8 protein-coding genes and 3 pseudogenes are annotated in these 16,055 nt (G+C 61.2%); 6 read left to right on the top strand and 5 right to left on the bottom strand.

The window, feature by feature from the left end; genetic code table 11:
* Positions 1–24 precede the first annotated feature (24 nt).
* Positions 25–2,278: pseudogene (locus OVA10_RS18835) on the bottom strand (TonB-dependent siderophore receptor).
* A gap of 250 nt (positions 2,279–2,528) precedes the next feature.
* Between OVA10_RS18835 and fes the strand changes: the two are divergent.
* From fes to entF, 3 genes and pseudogenes are all read left to right on the top strand, one after another.
* Positions 2,529–3,740 (top strand): annotated as a pseudogene (gene fes / locus OVA10_RS18830) (enterochelin esterase); the annotation flags it as partial.
* 36 nt (positions 3,741–3,776) lie between these two features.
* A complete protein-coding gene (locus tag OVA10_RS18825) occupies positions 3,777–3,989 on the top strand; it encodes an MbtH family protein (RefSeq protein WP_100777279.1) in 213 nt (70 codons plus the stop codon).
* Positions 3,986–7,861: an enterobactin non-ribosomal peptide synthetase EntF gene (gene entF / locus OVA10_RS18820; protein ID WP_268196599.1), complete on the top strand. Its 3,876-nt coding sequence runs from the start codon at positions 3,986–3,988 to the stop codon at positions 7,859–7,861. Before OVA10_RS18825 ends, entF begins: the two co-directional genes overlap by 4 nt.
* Before the next feature lie 48 nt (positions 7,862–7,909).
* Here the strand turns inward: entF and fepC are convergent, their stop codons facing one another.
* The 3 genes and pseudogenes from fepC to fepD form a co-directional block, all read right to left on the bottom strand.
* Complete coding sequence (gene fepC / locus OVA10_RS18815; protein WP_268196598.1) at positions 7,910–8,710, bottom strand: iron-enterobactin ABC transporter ATP-binding protein; 801 nt, start codon at positions 8,708–8,710, stop codon at positions 7,910–7,912.
* Positions 8,707–9,696: an iron-enterobactin ABC transporter permease gene (fepG, locus tag OVA10_RS18810; RefSeq protein WP_268196913.1), complete on the bottom strand. Its 990-nt coding sequence runs from the start codon at positions 9,694–9,696 to the stop codon at positions 8,707–8,709. The genes fepC and fepG overlap by 4 nt, the downstream gene beginning before the upstream one ends.
* Positions 9,696–10,701, bottom strand: a pseudogene (gene fepD, locus OVA10_RS18805) (Fe(3+)-siderophore ABC transporter permease). Before fepD ends, fepG begins: the two are co-directional and overlap by 1 nt.
* A gap of 111 nt (positions 10,702–10,812) precedes the next feature.
* Here fepD and entS point away from each other — a divergent pair.
* Positions 10,813–12,057 carry an enterobactin transporter EntS gene (gene entS / locus OVA10_RS18800; RefSeq protein ID WP_268196597.1) on the top strand — a complete coding sequence of 415 codons (1,245 nt, stop codon included), beginning with the start codon at positions 10,813–10,815 and terminating at the stop codon, positions 12,055–12,057.
* A gap of 49 nt (positions 12,058–12,106) precedes the next feature.
* Here entS and fepB read toward each other — a convergent pair whose 3' ends face one another.
* On the bottom strand, positions 12,107–13,066 hold the full coding sequence (gene fepB, locus OVA10_RS18795; protein WP_268196596.1) for a Fe2+-enterobactin ABC transporter substrate-binding protein: 960 nt from the start codon (positions 13,064–13,066) through the stop codon (positions 12,107–12,109).
* Between the two features lie 189 nt (positions 13,067–13,255).
* On the opposite strand from fepB, the gene entC reads away from it, so the two are divergent.
* A complete protein-coding gene (entC, locus tag OVA10_RS18790; protein WP_181827463.1) occupies positions 13,256–14,431 on the top strand; it encodes an isochorismate synthase EntC in 1,176 nt (391 codons plus the stop codon).
* Positions 14,432–14,440: 9 nt separating this feature from the next.
* Entirely contained in the window at positions 14,441–16,051 is a 1,611-nt protein-coding gene (gene entE, locus OVA10_RS18785; RefSeq protein WP_268196595.1) for a (2,3-dihydroxybenzoyl)adenylate synthase EntE, read from the top strand.
* Positions 16,052–16,055: the final 4 nt, after the last annotated feature.

Genomic DNA, 16,055 nt, shown 5'->3' with positions numbered 1-16,055 from the left:
CGATGGAAGAGGGCTTACAGTCTATCAGAAGTGGGTGTTAACGCTCATGTACCAGGTACGACCCGGTTCGTTGTAGGTGTAAGCACCTGCACCGTACATGTACGCGCCCGTGGTGGCATTCCCGGTGGTCTGGGCATTACCAGCACGCCACTGGCGTTTGTCGAAGACGTTATCCACGCCGCCGGTCAGGCTGACGTATTTGGTCACGTCCCAGGTCGCGCTCAGGCCCACGATGCTGTACGGGCTGACTTCGTCTTTTTCAGACCCGCTCACCGGCTGGCCTTTGTAGTTGTATTTCTTCGGCTGCTGCTTGCCCGTACCAGGTGAAGGTCGACTGCACCGACACATCCTGCTGTACCTGCCAGCTCAGGGTTGAGTTCAGCGTGTACTCCGGGATGATCGACAGACGATCGCCGGTCTCTTTGTTCTTACTTTGCAGCATGTAGGTGATGTTGTTGGTCCAGTTGACCGCATCCGTCACCGGCACGTTTAAGGAGCCTTCCAGCCCTTCTACGACGGCTTTCGGCACGTTTTCCCACTGGTAAATATCGGTGGAGACTTTGCCGGTAGAGGTCTGGCCGATTGGCGCATAGCCCGCTTCGATTTTGTCGCGATAGTCGTTACGGAACCAGGTCGCACCCGCCAGCCAGCCGTCGCGTTTCCACTCGAGGCCAATTTCTTTGTTGATGCTGGTTTCGGCTTTCAGATCGTCATTACCCATCATATAACAGCCGACGCCGTCACCGCTGGCGTAGCAGCCCTGGCCTTTGCTGTAGAGCAGGTAGTTCGGGTTGGTCTGGTACAGGCTCGGCGCTTTATACGCCCGGGCGATACCCATCTTCAGCGTGAAATCATCCCCCAGACCTTGCGACAGGTTCAGGGACGGGCTCCAGTTGTTGCCCACGATAGTGTGATGATCGAAGCGCAGCGCCGGGGTCAGCATGGTGCTGTCGGTCAGCTCCATGTTGTTTTCGGCGAACAGGGAGAAGATCTCCGCTTTCGAATACGGGCTACGATCGTCGCTCATGCCAGGGATCGCGCCGCCCTGCTGGGTCTGAGAGTTAGAGGCGTAATCCTTCATGCGCTGCTGGTTCCACTCGGTCCCCAGAGTCAGGTTCTGGTTGACCAGGAAATCGAACGGCAGGTTAACTTCGCTGTGCAGGGTGACGTCGGACAGATCCGTATCGGTAAATTTGTCGCTGTTGAACAGCCCTTCCAGACCGCCCGCCAGCCCTTCGCCGAGACGCGAGTTACGGGTGTGCTCGTATTGCGCCCAGTTGCTGGTAGTCACGCCGTTATCCCAGCCGCCGTTCCAGGTCACCGCCCAGTTCTGGCGATAAATACGGTTGGTCTCTTTGCCGTAATTCTTCTTCACCAGCCCGTTCGAGCTGTTGTCATTGTTGGTGTTCTGGGTATCGCCCGCGTAGAGGTTATTCTGGCGGCTGTAGCCCGCTTCAAATTCCAGAGACTGCATTGGCGCGAAGTCCCAGCGCACCACGCCGTTGATATCTTTGTTTTCCACGCCTTCACGACCGGCCGGCAGGGTATCGGCATACATTCCGGTACGGTCGGACTGATGGCCCTGGTTGATATCCCATGCATCGGCCTGGGTTTTGTCCAGATTACCGAACATACGGAAGCTGAAATCGCCGCCCAGCGGGCCGCTCAGGCTGAAGTTGGTGCGCTTGGTGGAGCCTTCGTCTTTATGCTCCGGCGCGTTCAGGTAGGTGTTCCACGAACCATGCCACTGGTTGTCGAATTTCTTGGTGATGATGTTCACCACGCCGCCCGCTGCGCCGTTACCGTAGCGCGCGGCTGCCGGGCCACGAATGACTTCGATGCGCTCAATCATCTCAGGCGGTACCCAGCCGGTGTCGCCGCGCGTATCACGCTCGCCGCGCCAGCCGAGACGGATGGAGTTACGGCTGGTGACGGGTTTGCCGTCGATCAGAATCAGGGTGTTTTCCGGGCCCATGCCACGAATATCAATCTGGCGGTTGTTACCGCGCTGACCGCTGGTGGAGTTACCGGTCAGGTTTACGCCCGGCATGGTACGAATGATTTCGGCCACGTCGCGAGCGGGAGGATTTTTACGAATTTCATCAGCCGTGATGGTTGAAACGCCCGGCGCCTGCAGGTTTTGCTCGGCGGCGGTGATCACCATAGTATCTTCGTGCGCGGCACTGCTGGTGGTTTTGTCGTCTGCCATGGCTGGCATGGCCACGCCGTAAATCCCCAGATTGACCAGCAAGGCCAGGGAGTGAATCTTCTTATTCATTGTACGTCCTGCTTTTCGTTGCCGCGTCCCCTTGGCTCCATTCCCTAACGGGAGAGGAGGCGGCATGAATTATCACCGGCACGTTGCGTAAGCAGCCCTGTCCTCGAGCGCACACAATGCGTGGCATGGTTATTTTATGAGCGCGCTTCCCACAGCGCGGGCACTACGCTATTGCAAATGCAAATAGTTATCAATAATATTATCAATAATTTTTGTCATGTAACAAAAAAGACGCGAAAAACATGAGGTTAAACGGGTGACGGCGCTAACAACGGGAAGTGATGCCTGGTGGCAGTCAAAAAAAGGGCCGGAAGCGGTCCGCGAAGGGGATAATTATCGTGTCACTTTCTGGTGGCGGGATCCCGGCGGAACGCAACTCACCTCGACGGTGCAGCGGGTGTGGATCTACATCACCGGCGTCACGGATCACCATCAAAATGCGCGTCCCCAGTCGCTCACGCGCCTTCCCGACACCGACGTCTGGCAGTGGCAGGGGGAATTCAGCCCTGAATGGCGCGGCAGCTACTGTTTTATTCCCTCCGAAAACGTCCAGGACTTCGACCAAACCGTCTTCACCGCCGACGCGCCCGATCGCATGGCGCTGCGTGAGGGCTGGCGCAAACTGCTGCCAAACGCGATTGCCGATCCGCTGAATGCCCAGAGCTGGCGCGGCGGACGCGGCCATCCGGTGTCGGCGCTGGAGATGCCGAATGCGCCCGTTCAGCCAGGCTGGAATCATCCCGAAACGCCGTATTCTGCACCGCACTGCATTCAGTGGCACAGCCCGCGTCTGGGGAATTCGCGCCGGGTGTGGATCTTCACCACGGGCGAGGAGCGCGCAGCCGAGCGCCCGCTGGCAATTCTCCTCGACGGCCAGTTTTGGGCTGAAAGCATGCCCGTCTGGCCTGCCCTGACGGCGCTCACAAACGAGGGGCAACTGCCTCCTGCGGTCTACGTGCTCATTGATGTGATCGATACCGCCCATCGCAGCCGCGAGCTGCCCTGCAACCCCGATTTCTGGCTGGCGGTGCAGGAAGAATTACTCCCGCAGATTCACGCCATCGCGCCGTTCAGCGCGCGAGCTGACCACACGGTCGTCGCCGGGCAAAGCTTTGGTGGCCTGTCCTCTCTGTACGCCGGGCTTAACTGGCCGCAGCGTTTTGGCTGCGTGCTCAGCCAGTCGGGTTCCTACTGGTGGCCGCATCGCGGCGCGCAGCAGGACGGGCTGCTTATCGAACAACTCAAAGCGGGTGAAAAATCCGCGCAAAACCTTCGCATCGTTCTTGAGGCGGGCCAGCGCGAGCCGCTGATTTTCCGGGCCAATCAGGCCATTTACGCCCAACTACAACACACACAGCAGTCGATTTTCTGGCGTCAGGTTGACGGCGGACATGATGCGCTTTGCTGGCGTGGCGGGCTGACGCAGGGGCTTATTACTCTCTGGCAGCCACTCATTCACTAACGCCAGGCAGGCGATTTTTTTCGACAGGAGTTTGGTATGGAATTCAGTAATCCCTTCGACAATCCGCAAGGGCAGTTCTCTGTGTTGCAAAACGAAAACGGTCAGTACAGCCTGTGGCCCGCGCAGTGCGCACAGCCTGCGGGCTGGCGTGAAGTGTGTGCCCCGCAATCCCAGGAGGCCTGCCAGCACTGGCTGGCAGAAAACTGGCAGACGCTGATCCCGTCCTTTTTTGCCGAGGAGAACGTATGAGCACGCATCTTCCTCTCGTGGCCGCCCAGCCGGGTATCTGGATGGCAGAACAGCTCTCCACGCTGCCTAATGCCTGGAGCGTGGCGCACTACGTTGAACTCAACGGCGAAATTAACGCGCCGCTGCTGGCGAAAGCGATTGTCGAAGGCATGATGCAGGCCGACACGCTGCGCACGCGCTTTAGCGAAGACAACGGCGAAGTGTGGCAGTGGATCGATGACGCCATGACGTTCTCCGAGCCGCAACGGGTCGATCTGCGCGACAGCGCCGATCCCCATGCCGCCGCCGTGGCGCTGATGGAGGCCGATCTTCAGCAAAACCTGCGCGTCGAGAGCGGCCAGCCGCTGGCGTTTCAGTGCCTGATTCAGGTCGATAATCACCGCTGGTATTGGTATCAGCGCTATCACCACTTAGTGGTTGATGGCTTCAGTTTCCCGGCGATTACCCGCCAGATCGCCGCCATTTACGCAGCCTGGTCGAAAGGCGAGCCGACGCCGCCCACGCCGTTCACACCTTTTGCCGAGGTGGTGGAAGAGTATCAGCGCTATCGCGACAGCGACGCTTTTCAGCGCGACGGCGCATTCTGGGCCGAGCAGCGTAAACAGCTACCGCCGCCCGTTTCGCTCTCCCCCGTGCCGCTGCCGGGACGTGCTGCCACGACCGATATTTTACGCCTGAAGCTGGTCGCCGATCGTCGCGCGTTTAGCCAACTGACGGCCTCATGCCCGCAGGTGCAGCGCACGGATCTGGCCCTCGCGCTGGTGGCCCTGTGGCTCGGGCGTTTAACCGGACGCATGGACTACGCGGCGGGCTTTATCTTTATGCGTCGCATGGGATCGGCGGCGCTCACCGCCACCGGCCCGGTGCTGAACGTGCTGCCGATGGCGGTCAACATTAACCCGCAGGACACGTTGCCGGAGCTGGCCCTGCGTCTGGCGAATCAGCTGAAAAAGATGCGTCGCCATCAGCGTTACGACGCCGAGCAGATTGTGCGCGACAGCGGTCGTGCCGCAGGAGACGAAGCCCTGTTTGGCCCGGTGCTGAACGTGAAGGTCTTTGATTATCAGCTGGATATTGATGGCGTTGAGGCCGTCACCCACACGCTGGCGACCGGCCCGGTAAACGATCTCGAACTGGCGCTATTCCCGGACGAGCAGGGCGGTTTGAGCATTGAAATTCTGGCGAACAAACAGCGCTATGACAACGCAACGCTCACCCGCCACGTGGCGCGCCTGAATGCGCTGCTGGCGCAGTTTGCCGCCAATCCGGCACTCGGCTGCGGCGAGGCGGAAACCGTCTCGGAAGCGGAGTATCAGCAGCTGGCGCAGATCAACGACACCGGCGTGATGCTCAAGGCGACCACCCTGAGTGCGCTGGTGGCAGAACAGGCGCGTAAAACGCCGGACGCCCCGGCGCTGGCGGATGGCCACCATGCGCTGAGCTATCGTCAGATGCGCGAGCAGGTCATCGCGCTGGCGACGCTGCTGCGTGAACGCGGGGTTAAACCCGGTGACAGCGTGGCGGTGGCGTTGCCGCGCTCGGTGTTCCTGACTCTGGCGCTGCATGGGATTGTCGAGGCCGGAGCCGCCTGGCTGCCGCTCGATACGGGTTATCCCGACGACCGCCTGCGGATGATGCTGGAAGATGCGCGCCCATCGCTGCTCATCACCACCGACGATCAGCTCCCGCGTTTTAGCGACGTGCCGGGCCTTGATAGCCTGTGCTACGACGCGCTACTGCCTGCGAGCGGCACTGAACCGCTGAATCTGAGCACGCCGGAACAGACCGCCTATATTATTTTCACCTCCGGTTCGACCGGACGTCCGAAAGGGGTGATGGTCGGGCAAACCGCCATCGTTAACCGACTGCTTTGGATGCAAAACCACTACCCGCTGGACGCGCAGGATGTGGTCGCACAGAAAACGCCGTGCAGCTTTGACGTCTCCGTGTGGGAGTTCTGGTGGCCGTTTATTGCCGGGGCAAAACTGGTGATGGCCGAACCGGACGCCCACCGCGATCCGCTGGCGATGCAGCACTTCTTTGCCCACTACGGCGTGACCACCACGCACTTTGTGCCGTCGATGCTGGCGGCATTTGTCGCCTCGTTAACGCCGGAAAATGCACGCTGTTGCGCGAGTCTAAAGCAGGTGTTCTGCAGCGGTGAAGCGCTGCCGACAGATCTGTGCCGCGAGTGGGAAGTGCTCACGCACGCGCCGCTGCATAACCTCTACGGCCCGACGGAAGCGGCAGTGGACGTGAGCTGGTATCCGGCCTTTGGCGACGCGCTGGCGGCGGTGTCAGGCAACAGCGTGCCGATTGGTTTCCCGGTGTGGAATACCGGCCTGCGGATTCTGGACGCCATGATGCGCCCGGTGCCGTTCGGGGTGGCGGGCGATCTCTATCTGACGGGCATCCAGCTGGCGCAGGGCTATCTGGGCCGTCCGGATCTGACCGCCAGCCGCTTTATCGCCGATCCTTTTGCGCCGGGCGAGCGGATGTATCGCACCGGTGATGTCGCCCGCTGGCTGGACAACGGCGCGGTGGAATACCTGGGGCGTAGCGACGATCAGCTCAAAATTCGCGGCCAGCGTATTGAGCTGGGTGAAATCGACCGCGCGATGCAGGCGCTGCCTGACGTGGCGCAGGCGGTGGCCCATGCCTGTGTCTTTAATCAGGCGGCCGCCACGGGCGGCGATGCGCGTCAGCTGGTGGGGTACGTCGTTTCCGAATCCGGCCTGCCGCTGGATCGCGATGCGCTGCTCGAAGCACTCAAAGCGCAGCTTCCGCCGCACATGGTGCCGGTGGTGCTGCTGCAAATCAGCGAACTGCCCCTGAGCGCCAACGGGAAGCTCGACCGCAAAGCACTGCCGCTGCCGGAGTTAACCAGCAAAGCCTCGGGCCGCGCGCCGGAGTCGGACACTGAAATGGCGGTGGCGCAGGCGTTCTCCGCGCTGCTCGGCTGCGAAGTGAATGATATCGAAGCGGATTTCTTTGCCCTCGGCGGCCACTCGCTGCTGGCGATGCGTCTCGCGGCGCAGCTCAGTCGTGCGTTCTCCCGCAAAGTTACGCCGGGGCAGATTATGGTCGCCTCGACGGTTAATCAGCTCAGCACGCTGCTGGAGTCGACCATCAGCGATGAGCAGGCTCAGCGTCTGGGGTACGAAACCCTCCTTCCGCTGCGCCAAAGTACGGGCCCGACGCTGTTCTGCTTCCACCCGGCGTCTGGTTTTGCCTGGCAGTTCAGCGTGCTGGCGCGCTACCTCAGCCCGCGCTGGTCAATTACCGGTATCCAGTCGCCAAGGCCCGATGGCCCGATGGCGCAGGGCGCGACGCTCGATGCGGTGATCGAACATCATCTGCAGACGCTACGCACCCAGCAGCCGAAGGGACCCTACTATCTGTTCGGGTACTCGCTCGGCGGAACGCTTGCACAGGGTATCGCGGCACGTCTGCGTGAGCAGGGCGAAGCGGTGGCGTTCCTCGGCCTGCTGGATACCTGGCCGCCGGAGACGCAAAACTGGGCGGAAAAAGAGGCTAACGGGCTGGACCCGGAAGTGCTGGCAGAGATCGAACGCGAGCGCGAAGCGTTCATGGCGGCCCAGCAGGGGCAGGCGTCCGGCGAGCTGTTTAGCGCTATCGAAGGGAACTACGCCGATGCGGTGCGACTCCTGACCACGGCCCACAGTTCACGCTTTGACGGCAAAGCGACGCTGTTTGTCGCCGAACGCACGCGCACCATGGACCCGCAGCAGGCGTGGGCCCCGTGGGTGAGTGAGCTGGAGGTCTATCGCCAGGATTGCGCCCACGTGGATATTATCTCTCCGCAGGCGTTTGAGCAGATTGGGCCGGTGTTGAAGGGCATTTTAGGGTAAGCACAGGTTTCTGCCCTCTTCTCAGGGAGAGGGCAGAAATGAGAGGCGTCAGACCGCGCGTTTCCCCAACGGTACCACCAGCGGCGTACCCGCCACCGGATCGTCAATAATCATGCAGCGCATGCCGTAAATCCGCTCGATAAGCTCCGACGTGACAATCTCTTTCGGCGCTCCTTGCGCCACAATCTTCCCGTCGCGCAGGGCAATCAGGTGCGTGGCGTAGCGGCACGCCTGGTTGAGGTCGTGCAAAACTGCCGCGAGCGTATACCCCTGGGTGCGATTCAGATCGCTCAGCAGTTCCAGCAGATCAATCTGATGGCTGATATCCAGCCAGGTAGTCGGCTCGTCAAGCAGCATGATCGCGGTTTCCTGCGCCAGCACCATCGCAATCCACGCGCGCTGCCGCTGGCCGCCGGACAACGTATCGACACTCTGCGTCGCCAGATCCGTAATGCCTGTCGCCTGCATCGCACGCGCAACGGCCTCTTCATCCTCTTTGCGCCAGCGGGTAAATAGCGGCTGATGCGGATAGCGTCCGCGAGCCACCAGCTCGTGCACCGTGATATCCCCCGGCGTGGTGGCGTTTTGCGCCAGCAGACCAATCCGACGTGCGACCTCTTTGCTGGCAAAACTCTGGATCTGCTCGCCGTCGAGAAACACGCTGCCGTGCTGGGGCGTCATCAGGCGGCTCAGGGTGCGCAGCAGGGTCGATTTTCCGCAGCCGTTCGGGCCGATAATCGCCGTGAAATGGCCGTCAGGAATCGAGACGCTCAGGTCGTCGACCACGATTTTTTTACCGTAGCCGAGGGTCAGTTTTTCGCCGCGCAAGCGGGAGGTGATGGCATTCATTTCTTGCGGGACTCCTGGACTAACAAGACGATGAGGTAAATCCCGCCAAGACTGACGGTCACCACCCCCACCGGAAGTTGATAAGGCATAAACAGCTGCTGAGCGCAGAGATCGGCGGCCAGTAAAAGTAATGCGCCGCACAGGGCTGCCTGGGTTACGCCCCAGCGCGCGGTGCCGCTGATGCGTCGCGCAATGTGCGGAGCGACCAGGGCAATAAACGAAATCGGGCCCGCGATGGCGGTGGAGGCGGCGGTTAATACCACGGCGACCAGCATCAGCGTCAGGCGCGAACGCTCCACGCTGACGCCCAGCGCACAGGCGCTGTCATCGCCCATCTCCAGCAGCCGCATTCTGCGCACCAGCAGCCAGGCATAGATAAACATCAGGGCGATAATCGGCGTGGCGGGCAGGGTTTTGGCCCACGTCAGGCCGTTGAGCGAGCCGGCGTTCCACAGCCCCGCAGAGAGGGACGTTTCCAGCGAGGCGTGCAGCAACAGCCAGGTGTTGAAGGCCATCAGCATGGCGCGAATGCCGATGCCGATAATGATCAGGCGGAAGGTTTCGATGCCGTTGCGCCAGGCGAGCGCCCAGACCAGCAGCGAGGTGAGTATACCGCCCGCCATCGCCGCGAACGCAATCGCCGTCAGATGCTGGCCAAATAGCACCATCGCCACCAGCACGCCGCTCCACGCCCCGGTGTTGAAGCCCATCACGTCCGGGCTGCCGAGCGGGTTACGCAGCAGAGACTGGAAAATTGCGCCGCTCACACCCAGCGCGGCGCCGACCAGAATCGCCATCATCACGCGCGGCAGACGCCACTCCGTCACCACCATGGTGATATTGCGCGGTGCGCTGCCGGTGAGGGCGTTTAACACCTGGCTGAAATCGAGGGGCACCGCGCCGCTGCGCAGACTCCAGACGGCAATCAGCAGGCTGGCGGCCACCAGCAGCAGGCAGGAGAAAACTAAACGTCGGGACGGGGCCATCACAGGGCACCTCCGCGCTGGCGTCGAACCAGGAAAATCAGCACCGGCGCGCCGATAAAGGCGCTGACCACCGAGACGCGCAGTTCGCCCGGTACCAGCACGCGGCCCAGAATATCGGCAAAACAGCAGCAGCGTCGGCGTGGCGAGCAGTGTGACCGGCAGCAACCAGCGGTGATCGGACCCGACAATCCAGCGCGCCATGTGCGGCATCATCAGGCCAATAAAAGCAATTGGGCCGACGACCGCCGTTGCGCTGCCGCACAGCACGGTGATCGCCAGTAAACCGAGCAGCTGCGTACGCGCCACGCGGCTGCCGAGAGCGGTGGCGGTGTCTGTTCCGAGACTCAGGCTGTTCAGCGCCCGGCTGGAGAAGAGCGCGATGGCGGCGGCGATCAGCACCGGCAGGGTCACCACTTTCAGAGTTTGTAGCGTGCGAATATCCAGCGAACCGGCCTGCCAGAAGCGCAGCTGATCCCAGACGTCCGGGTTGAGCAGGGCGATGCCGCTGGACAGACCTTCGAGTATCGCGCCGAGCGCCACGCCCGCCAGCGTCAGACGGACCGGGCTAAGCTGGCCGCCGCCCTGGCTGCCGGTAAAGGCCACCAGCAAGGACGCGGCGAGGGCACCGCAGAAGGCCATCAGCAGTTGTTCGCCGGGGGAGGAAAAACCAAACAGCGCCGCGCCGAGGACGATAGCAAAACTGGCACCGGCGTTAACGCCGAGAATGCCGGGGTCGGCGAGGGGATTGCGGGTCAGGGTTTGCATCAGCGCACCGGCGAGGCCAAGCGCCGCACCGGCCAGCAGCCCGGCAAGGGTGCGCGGCAGACGGGCGTCCAGCACAATAATGCAGTCTGCGCGTTGGCAGGTACCGGACAGAGCATCGACGATCGTGGATGCGGGCAGCGGTTTCGCGCCAACCAGCAGGCTGAGTGCAACAGCAAGAATGAGTAACAACAATAAAACGGGCACGGCAGCGGCGCGCACCGTCAAAGAGGAAGACGACATAGCAACATCCATGATTTGATAATGATAGTAATTATCGTTATCTATCTTATTTGGCTATGTTAGCATGTGCGGCCATGGAATTGGTAGAAAGTTAGACCACAAGGCCTTGTCATGAATCAAAAATCCTGGCTGCTCAACCTCAGCCTGCTGAAAACGCATCCGGCGTTTCGCGCCGTGTTTATCGCCCGTTTTATCTCCATTTTATCCCTTGGCCTGCTTGGCGTCGCCGTTCCGGTGCAGATCCAGGCCATGACTCACTCCAGCTGGCTGGTCGGGCTTTCCGTCACATTAACGGGCAGCGCAATGTTTATCGGCCTGATGGTCGGCGGCGTGCTGGCGGACCGCTACGAGCGTAAAAAACTGATCCTGCTGGCGCGCGGCACCTGCGGCGTGGGCTTCGTCGGGCTGTGCCTGAACGCCTTGCTGCCGGAGCCGTCGCTTATCGCTATTTACGCGTTAGGACTGTGGGATGGATTCTTTGCCTCGCTGGGCGTGACGGCACTGCTGGCGGCGACGCCGGCGCTGGTTGGGCGTGAAAATCTGATGCAGGCCGGGGCGATTACGATGCTCACCGTGCGTCTGGGTTCGGTGATTTCGCCGATGGTCGGCGGCCTGCTGCTGGCGACCGGGAATGTTGCCTGGAACTACGGGCTGGCGGCGGCGGGGACCTTTATCACCACGCTCACCTTGCTGCGTCTGCCGCTGTTGCCCCCTCCGCCGCAGCCGCGCGAACACCCGTTAAAATCGCTGATGGCGGCGATCCGTTTTCTGTTCAGCAATCCGCTGATTGGCGGGATTGCGCTCCTCGGCGGGCTGCTGACGATGGCGAGCGCGGTGCGCGTGCTTTATCCGGCGCTGGCGATAGAGTGGCAGATGAGCGCCTCGCAGATTGGCCTGCTGTACGCGGCGATCCCGCTCGGTGCGGCGTTTGGCGCCCTGACCAGCGGCAATCTGGCGCACAGCGCGCGGCCTGGGCTGATCATGTTGTCGGCGACGCTGGCCTCGTTTATCGCCATCGCTTTCTTTAGCCTGATGCCATTCTGGGCGCTGGGCGTGGTGTGTCTGGCGCTGTTTGGCTGGCTGAGTGCGGTGAGTTCTTTGCTGCAATACACCCTGATTCAGACCCAGACGCCGGAAGGCATGCTCGGGCGGAACAACGGCCTGTGGACCGCGCAGAACGTGACGGGTGATGCAATTGGCGCGGCGATTTTAGGCGGGCTGGGGGTGATTATGACCCCGGTGGCGTCGGCGAGCAGCAGCGGTTTTGTGTTGGCCATCGTCGGGGTGATTTTATTGATGACGCTGGCTGAGTTACGCCGGTTCCGTCAGGAACCCGTTGTGATTGAAGAAGGATAAAATGCAGTGCCCGGTCAGGCGCAACCGCCACCGGGCACAACCGTCTTTGCTATTTGAATAACGCCTCTAAACGCTGCAACACCAGCATCGCACTGTAGTAATCCAGGCGGAAGGTCTCCGTGCCGAGCGCCCAGACGCGTTTGTTTTGCACCGCCGGCAGATGGGCCAGCAGCGGGTTAGCGTAAATCGCATCCACATCTTTCTGATCGCCCGCAAACAAGAACAACCCTTCTCCGTTCAGACCCGTCGCCAGGTTTTCACCGCCCAGCTGGATAATATCTTGGCGTTGGCCCTGGCTTTTGGACGTGTGTAGCCCGGCAGGCAGCTCAGCCAGCTGGAAGCCGAGCTGCTGCAGGAATTTCCCCTGCGCTGATTCGGTGGTCCACAGGTTCGCGCTGTGCGCAGCGGCGGTGTAGACGATGGCGTTTACCGGCTGTGGCGGCAGCTTCATTTTCTGTTTCACCTGCGCCAGCTGCGTGTCGAATTCCGCGATGCGGGCGGCAGCCTGCTTTTCCTGCCCGGTGATCGTGCCGAGCTGCGTCAGCAGTTCCTGCCAGCTTTTATCGTCGTAGTTAATCACCAGTGTCGGCGCGATGGCGGAAAGCTGATCGTACAGTGCGAGGGCTGAATCGCCGCCGGTGGCGCTGATCAGGATCAGATCCGGCATTTGTGCGGCCACGGCTTCTGCGCTCGGTTCGCCGATATAGAGGCGAGAGAGTTTGCGTGCTTTGGCGATATCGCCCCACTGACGCATAAAGCCCTGCGCATCCGCCACGCGGTTGTTAGGGGTGGTGGCACCGCTGGCAATGACCGGCGCGTCAATCGCCAGCAGCGAGCCGGTGAGGGTCACGCTGGTGGAAACAATGCGGGTCGGTTTGCTTTCGAGGGTGTGCGTACCGTGGCTGTCGCTCACCTGACGCGGCCAGTCGGCGGCGGTGGCTGAGGTTAGTCCTAAAACAAAAAGTCCTGCGAAAAGCAGGGTTTGACGACAAACGGCAGGGAGTTTCACAAAGCGGCATCCTGTTTTTGTTGAGGTTAATGCTTCTCATTTTCATGAATGCGCCGAAGGGATGCAAGCGATAGTCGCACAAGATGCGCTGTCGGCGGTTGACACCGTCGCGCTCTGCTATTAGGTTAGCCATCGAAAATATAAATGATAATTATTCGTACTGCGTTTATCATTTTTAAGGAGGATGATATGGATACGTCATTGGCTGAGGAAGTTCAGCACACCGCGACCACGCTGCAATCAGACAGCTTTTTCTTTATGTCGCCTTATCGCAGTTTTACCACGTCAGGCTGTTTTGCCCGTTTTTCTGAATCCGCCGCTGGCGGCGACGATCCGGCAGGTGCCTTCCAGCAAAAGCTGGCGCAGGCGTTTCAGCATGCCAAAGACAGCGGAATAAGCCATCCGATTATGGTCGGCGCTATTCCGTTCGATACCCGCAAACCGTCGTCACTGTTTATTCCGCAAAACTGGCAGACCTTTTCCCGCCCGGCGCGACAAAAATCCGCGCGCTATCTCCCAGGGGCGCAGGAGCTGTCCGTCACCCGACGCACCGAAATCCCCCCTCAGCCCGTTTTTGAAGAGATGGTGGCCCGCGCCGCTGCGCTCACTGCTACGCCGCAGGTCAATAAAGTGGTGCTGTCGCGCCTGATTGATATCGCCGCTGACCAGAAGATTGACAGCGGGGCGCTGCTCGAGCGCCTGATCGCACAAAACCCGGCGAGTTTTAACTTCCACGTGCCGCTCGAAGACGGCGGCGTGCTGCTGGGCGCAAGCCCGGAGCTGCTGCTGCGCAAAGAGGGGGCGCATTTTAGTTCGCTGCCGCTGGCCGGTTCCGCGCGTCGTCAGCCGGACGACATGCTGGATCGCGAAGCCGGTAACAAGCTGCTGGCCTCGGAAAAAGATCGCCACGAGCATGACCTGGTCACGCAGGCGATGAAAACCGTGCTCGAAAAACGCAGCCATCATCTGACCATGCCCTCTTCGCCACAGCTGGTGACGACGCCGACGCTCTGGCATCTGGCGACGCCGGTGGAGGGCGAAGCGCACGACAACGAAAACGCCCTGACGCTGGCCTGCCTGCTGCACCCGACACCCGCCCTGAGCGGTTTCCCGCATCAGGCGGCGAAACAACTGATCGCGGAGCTGGAGCCGTTCGATCGCGAACTGTTTGGCGGCATCGTCGGCTGGTGCGACAGCGAAGGTAACGGCGAGTGGGTGGTGACGATCCGCTGCGCGCGCATTCATCAGAATTCTGTTCGCCTGTTCGCGGGCGCGGGCATTGTCCCGGCCTCTTCACCGGTCGGTGAGTGGCGCGAAACCGGGGTGAAACTCTCCACCATGCTGAACGTTTTTGGTCTGCACTGAGGAACCATCATGAGCATTCCCTTTACCCGCTGGCCCGAAGATTTTGCCCGGCGCTACCGCGAAAAAGGCTACTGGCAGGATCTGCCTCTGACCGATATTTTGACCCGCCACGCCGGGAGCGAGGCGACGGCAATTATCGACGGCGAGCGTCAGTACACTTACCGCCAGTTCCATCAGGCCGTCAACAATCTCGCCTCCGCGTTGCAGGCGCAGGGCGTGAAACGCGGTGAAACGGCGCTGGTGCAGCTCGGCAATGTCGCCGAGTTTTACGTCACCTTCTTCGCGCTGCTGCAGGTGGGCGTTGCGCCCGTAAATGCCCTGTTCAGCCATCAGCGCAGCGAACTGAACGCCTACGCCGCGCAGATTGAACCGGCTTTACTGATTGCCGATCGCCAGCACGCGCTGTTCGCGGGCGATGAATTCCTGAATACCTTTGTCGACCAGCACCGCTCCGTGCGCGTGGTGTTGCTGCGCGGCGATACGGGCGAACATGCGCTGGAAGCCGCGATTGCGCGCCCGGCCGATAACTTTATCGCCAGCCCAACTCCGGTTGACGAAGTGGCCTTTTTCCAGCTCTCCGGCGGCAGTACCGGCACGCCGAAGCTCATCCCGCGCACGCACAACGATTACTACTACAGCATTCGTCGCAGCAACGAGATTTGCGCCATCAACAGCCAGACGCGCTATCTGAACGCGCTGCCTGCCGCGCATAACTACGCCATGAGTTCCCCTGGTTCCCTTGGCGTGTTCCTCGCGGGTGGCTGCGTGGTGCTGGCCACCGATCCGAGCGCCACGCTCTGCTTCCCGCTGATCGAAAAACATCAGATTAACGTCACCTCGCTGGTGCCACCGTCGGTCAGCCTGTGGCTGCAGGCGATTGCCGAAGGGGCGGGCAATGCACAGCTCGCCTCGCTGGCGCTGCTGCAGGTGGGCGGGGCGCGTTTGTCTGCGACCCTTGCCGCACGTATTCCGGCGGAAATCGGCTGCCAGCTGCAGCAGGTGTTTGGCATGGCGGAAGGGCTGGTGAACTACACGGCGCTCGACGATTCCCCGGAAAAAATCATGAACACCCAGGGCCGTCCGATGTGTCCGGACGATGAAGTGTGGGTGGCCGATGAACAGGGCAATCCTCTGCCATGCGGCGAAGTGGGACGTCTGATGACGCGCGGGCCGTACACGTTCCGTGGCTATTTCAACAGCCCGGAGCACAACGCCAGCGCCTTTAACGCCGACGGCTTTTACTGCTCCGGCGATCTGATCGCCATCGATGAACAGGGTTACATCACCGTTCAGGGGCGCGAAAAAGATCAGATCAACCGCGGGGGCGAGAAGATTGCCGCCGAAGAGATCGAAAACCTGCTTCTGCGCCACGACGCGGTCATTCATGCGGCGCTTGTCAGCATGGAAGACAGCCTGCTCGGCGAGAAAAGCTGTGCGTATCTGGTGGTGAAAACCCCGCTGCGGGCGGTGGAGGTGCGGCGTTTCCTGCGTGAGCAGGGCGTGGCGGATTTCAAGCTGCCGGATCGTGTCGAGAGCGTAGATGCGCTGCCGCTGACGCCGGTAGGAAAAGTGGACAAGAAACAATTGCGCCTGTGGCTGGCCGAACGCGCCCAGGGCTGAGGAG

The organism is Lelliottia sp. SL45, from assembly GCF_026672535.1.
Taxonomy (GTDB): domain Bacteria; phylum Pseudomonadota; class Gammaproteobacteria; order Enterobacterales; family Enterobacteriaceae; genus Enterobacter; species Enterobacter nimipressuralis.
The sequence above is the reverse complement of the archived record's forward strand: the minus strand, read 5'-3'. Positions and strand labels throughout refer to the sequence as shown.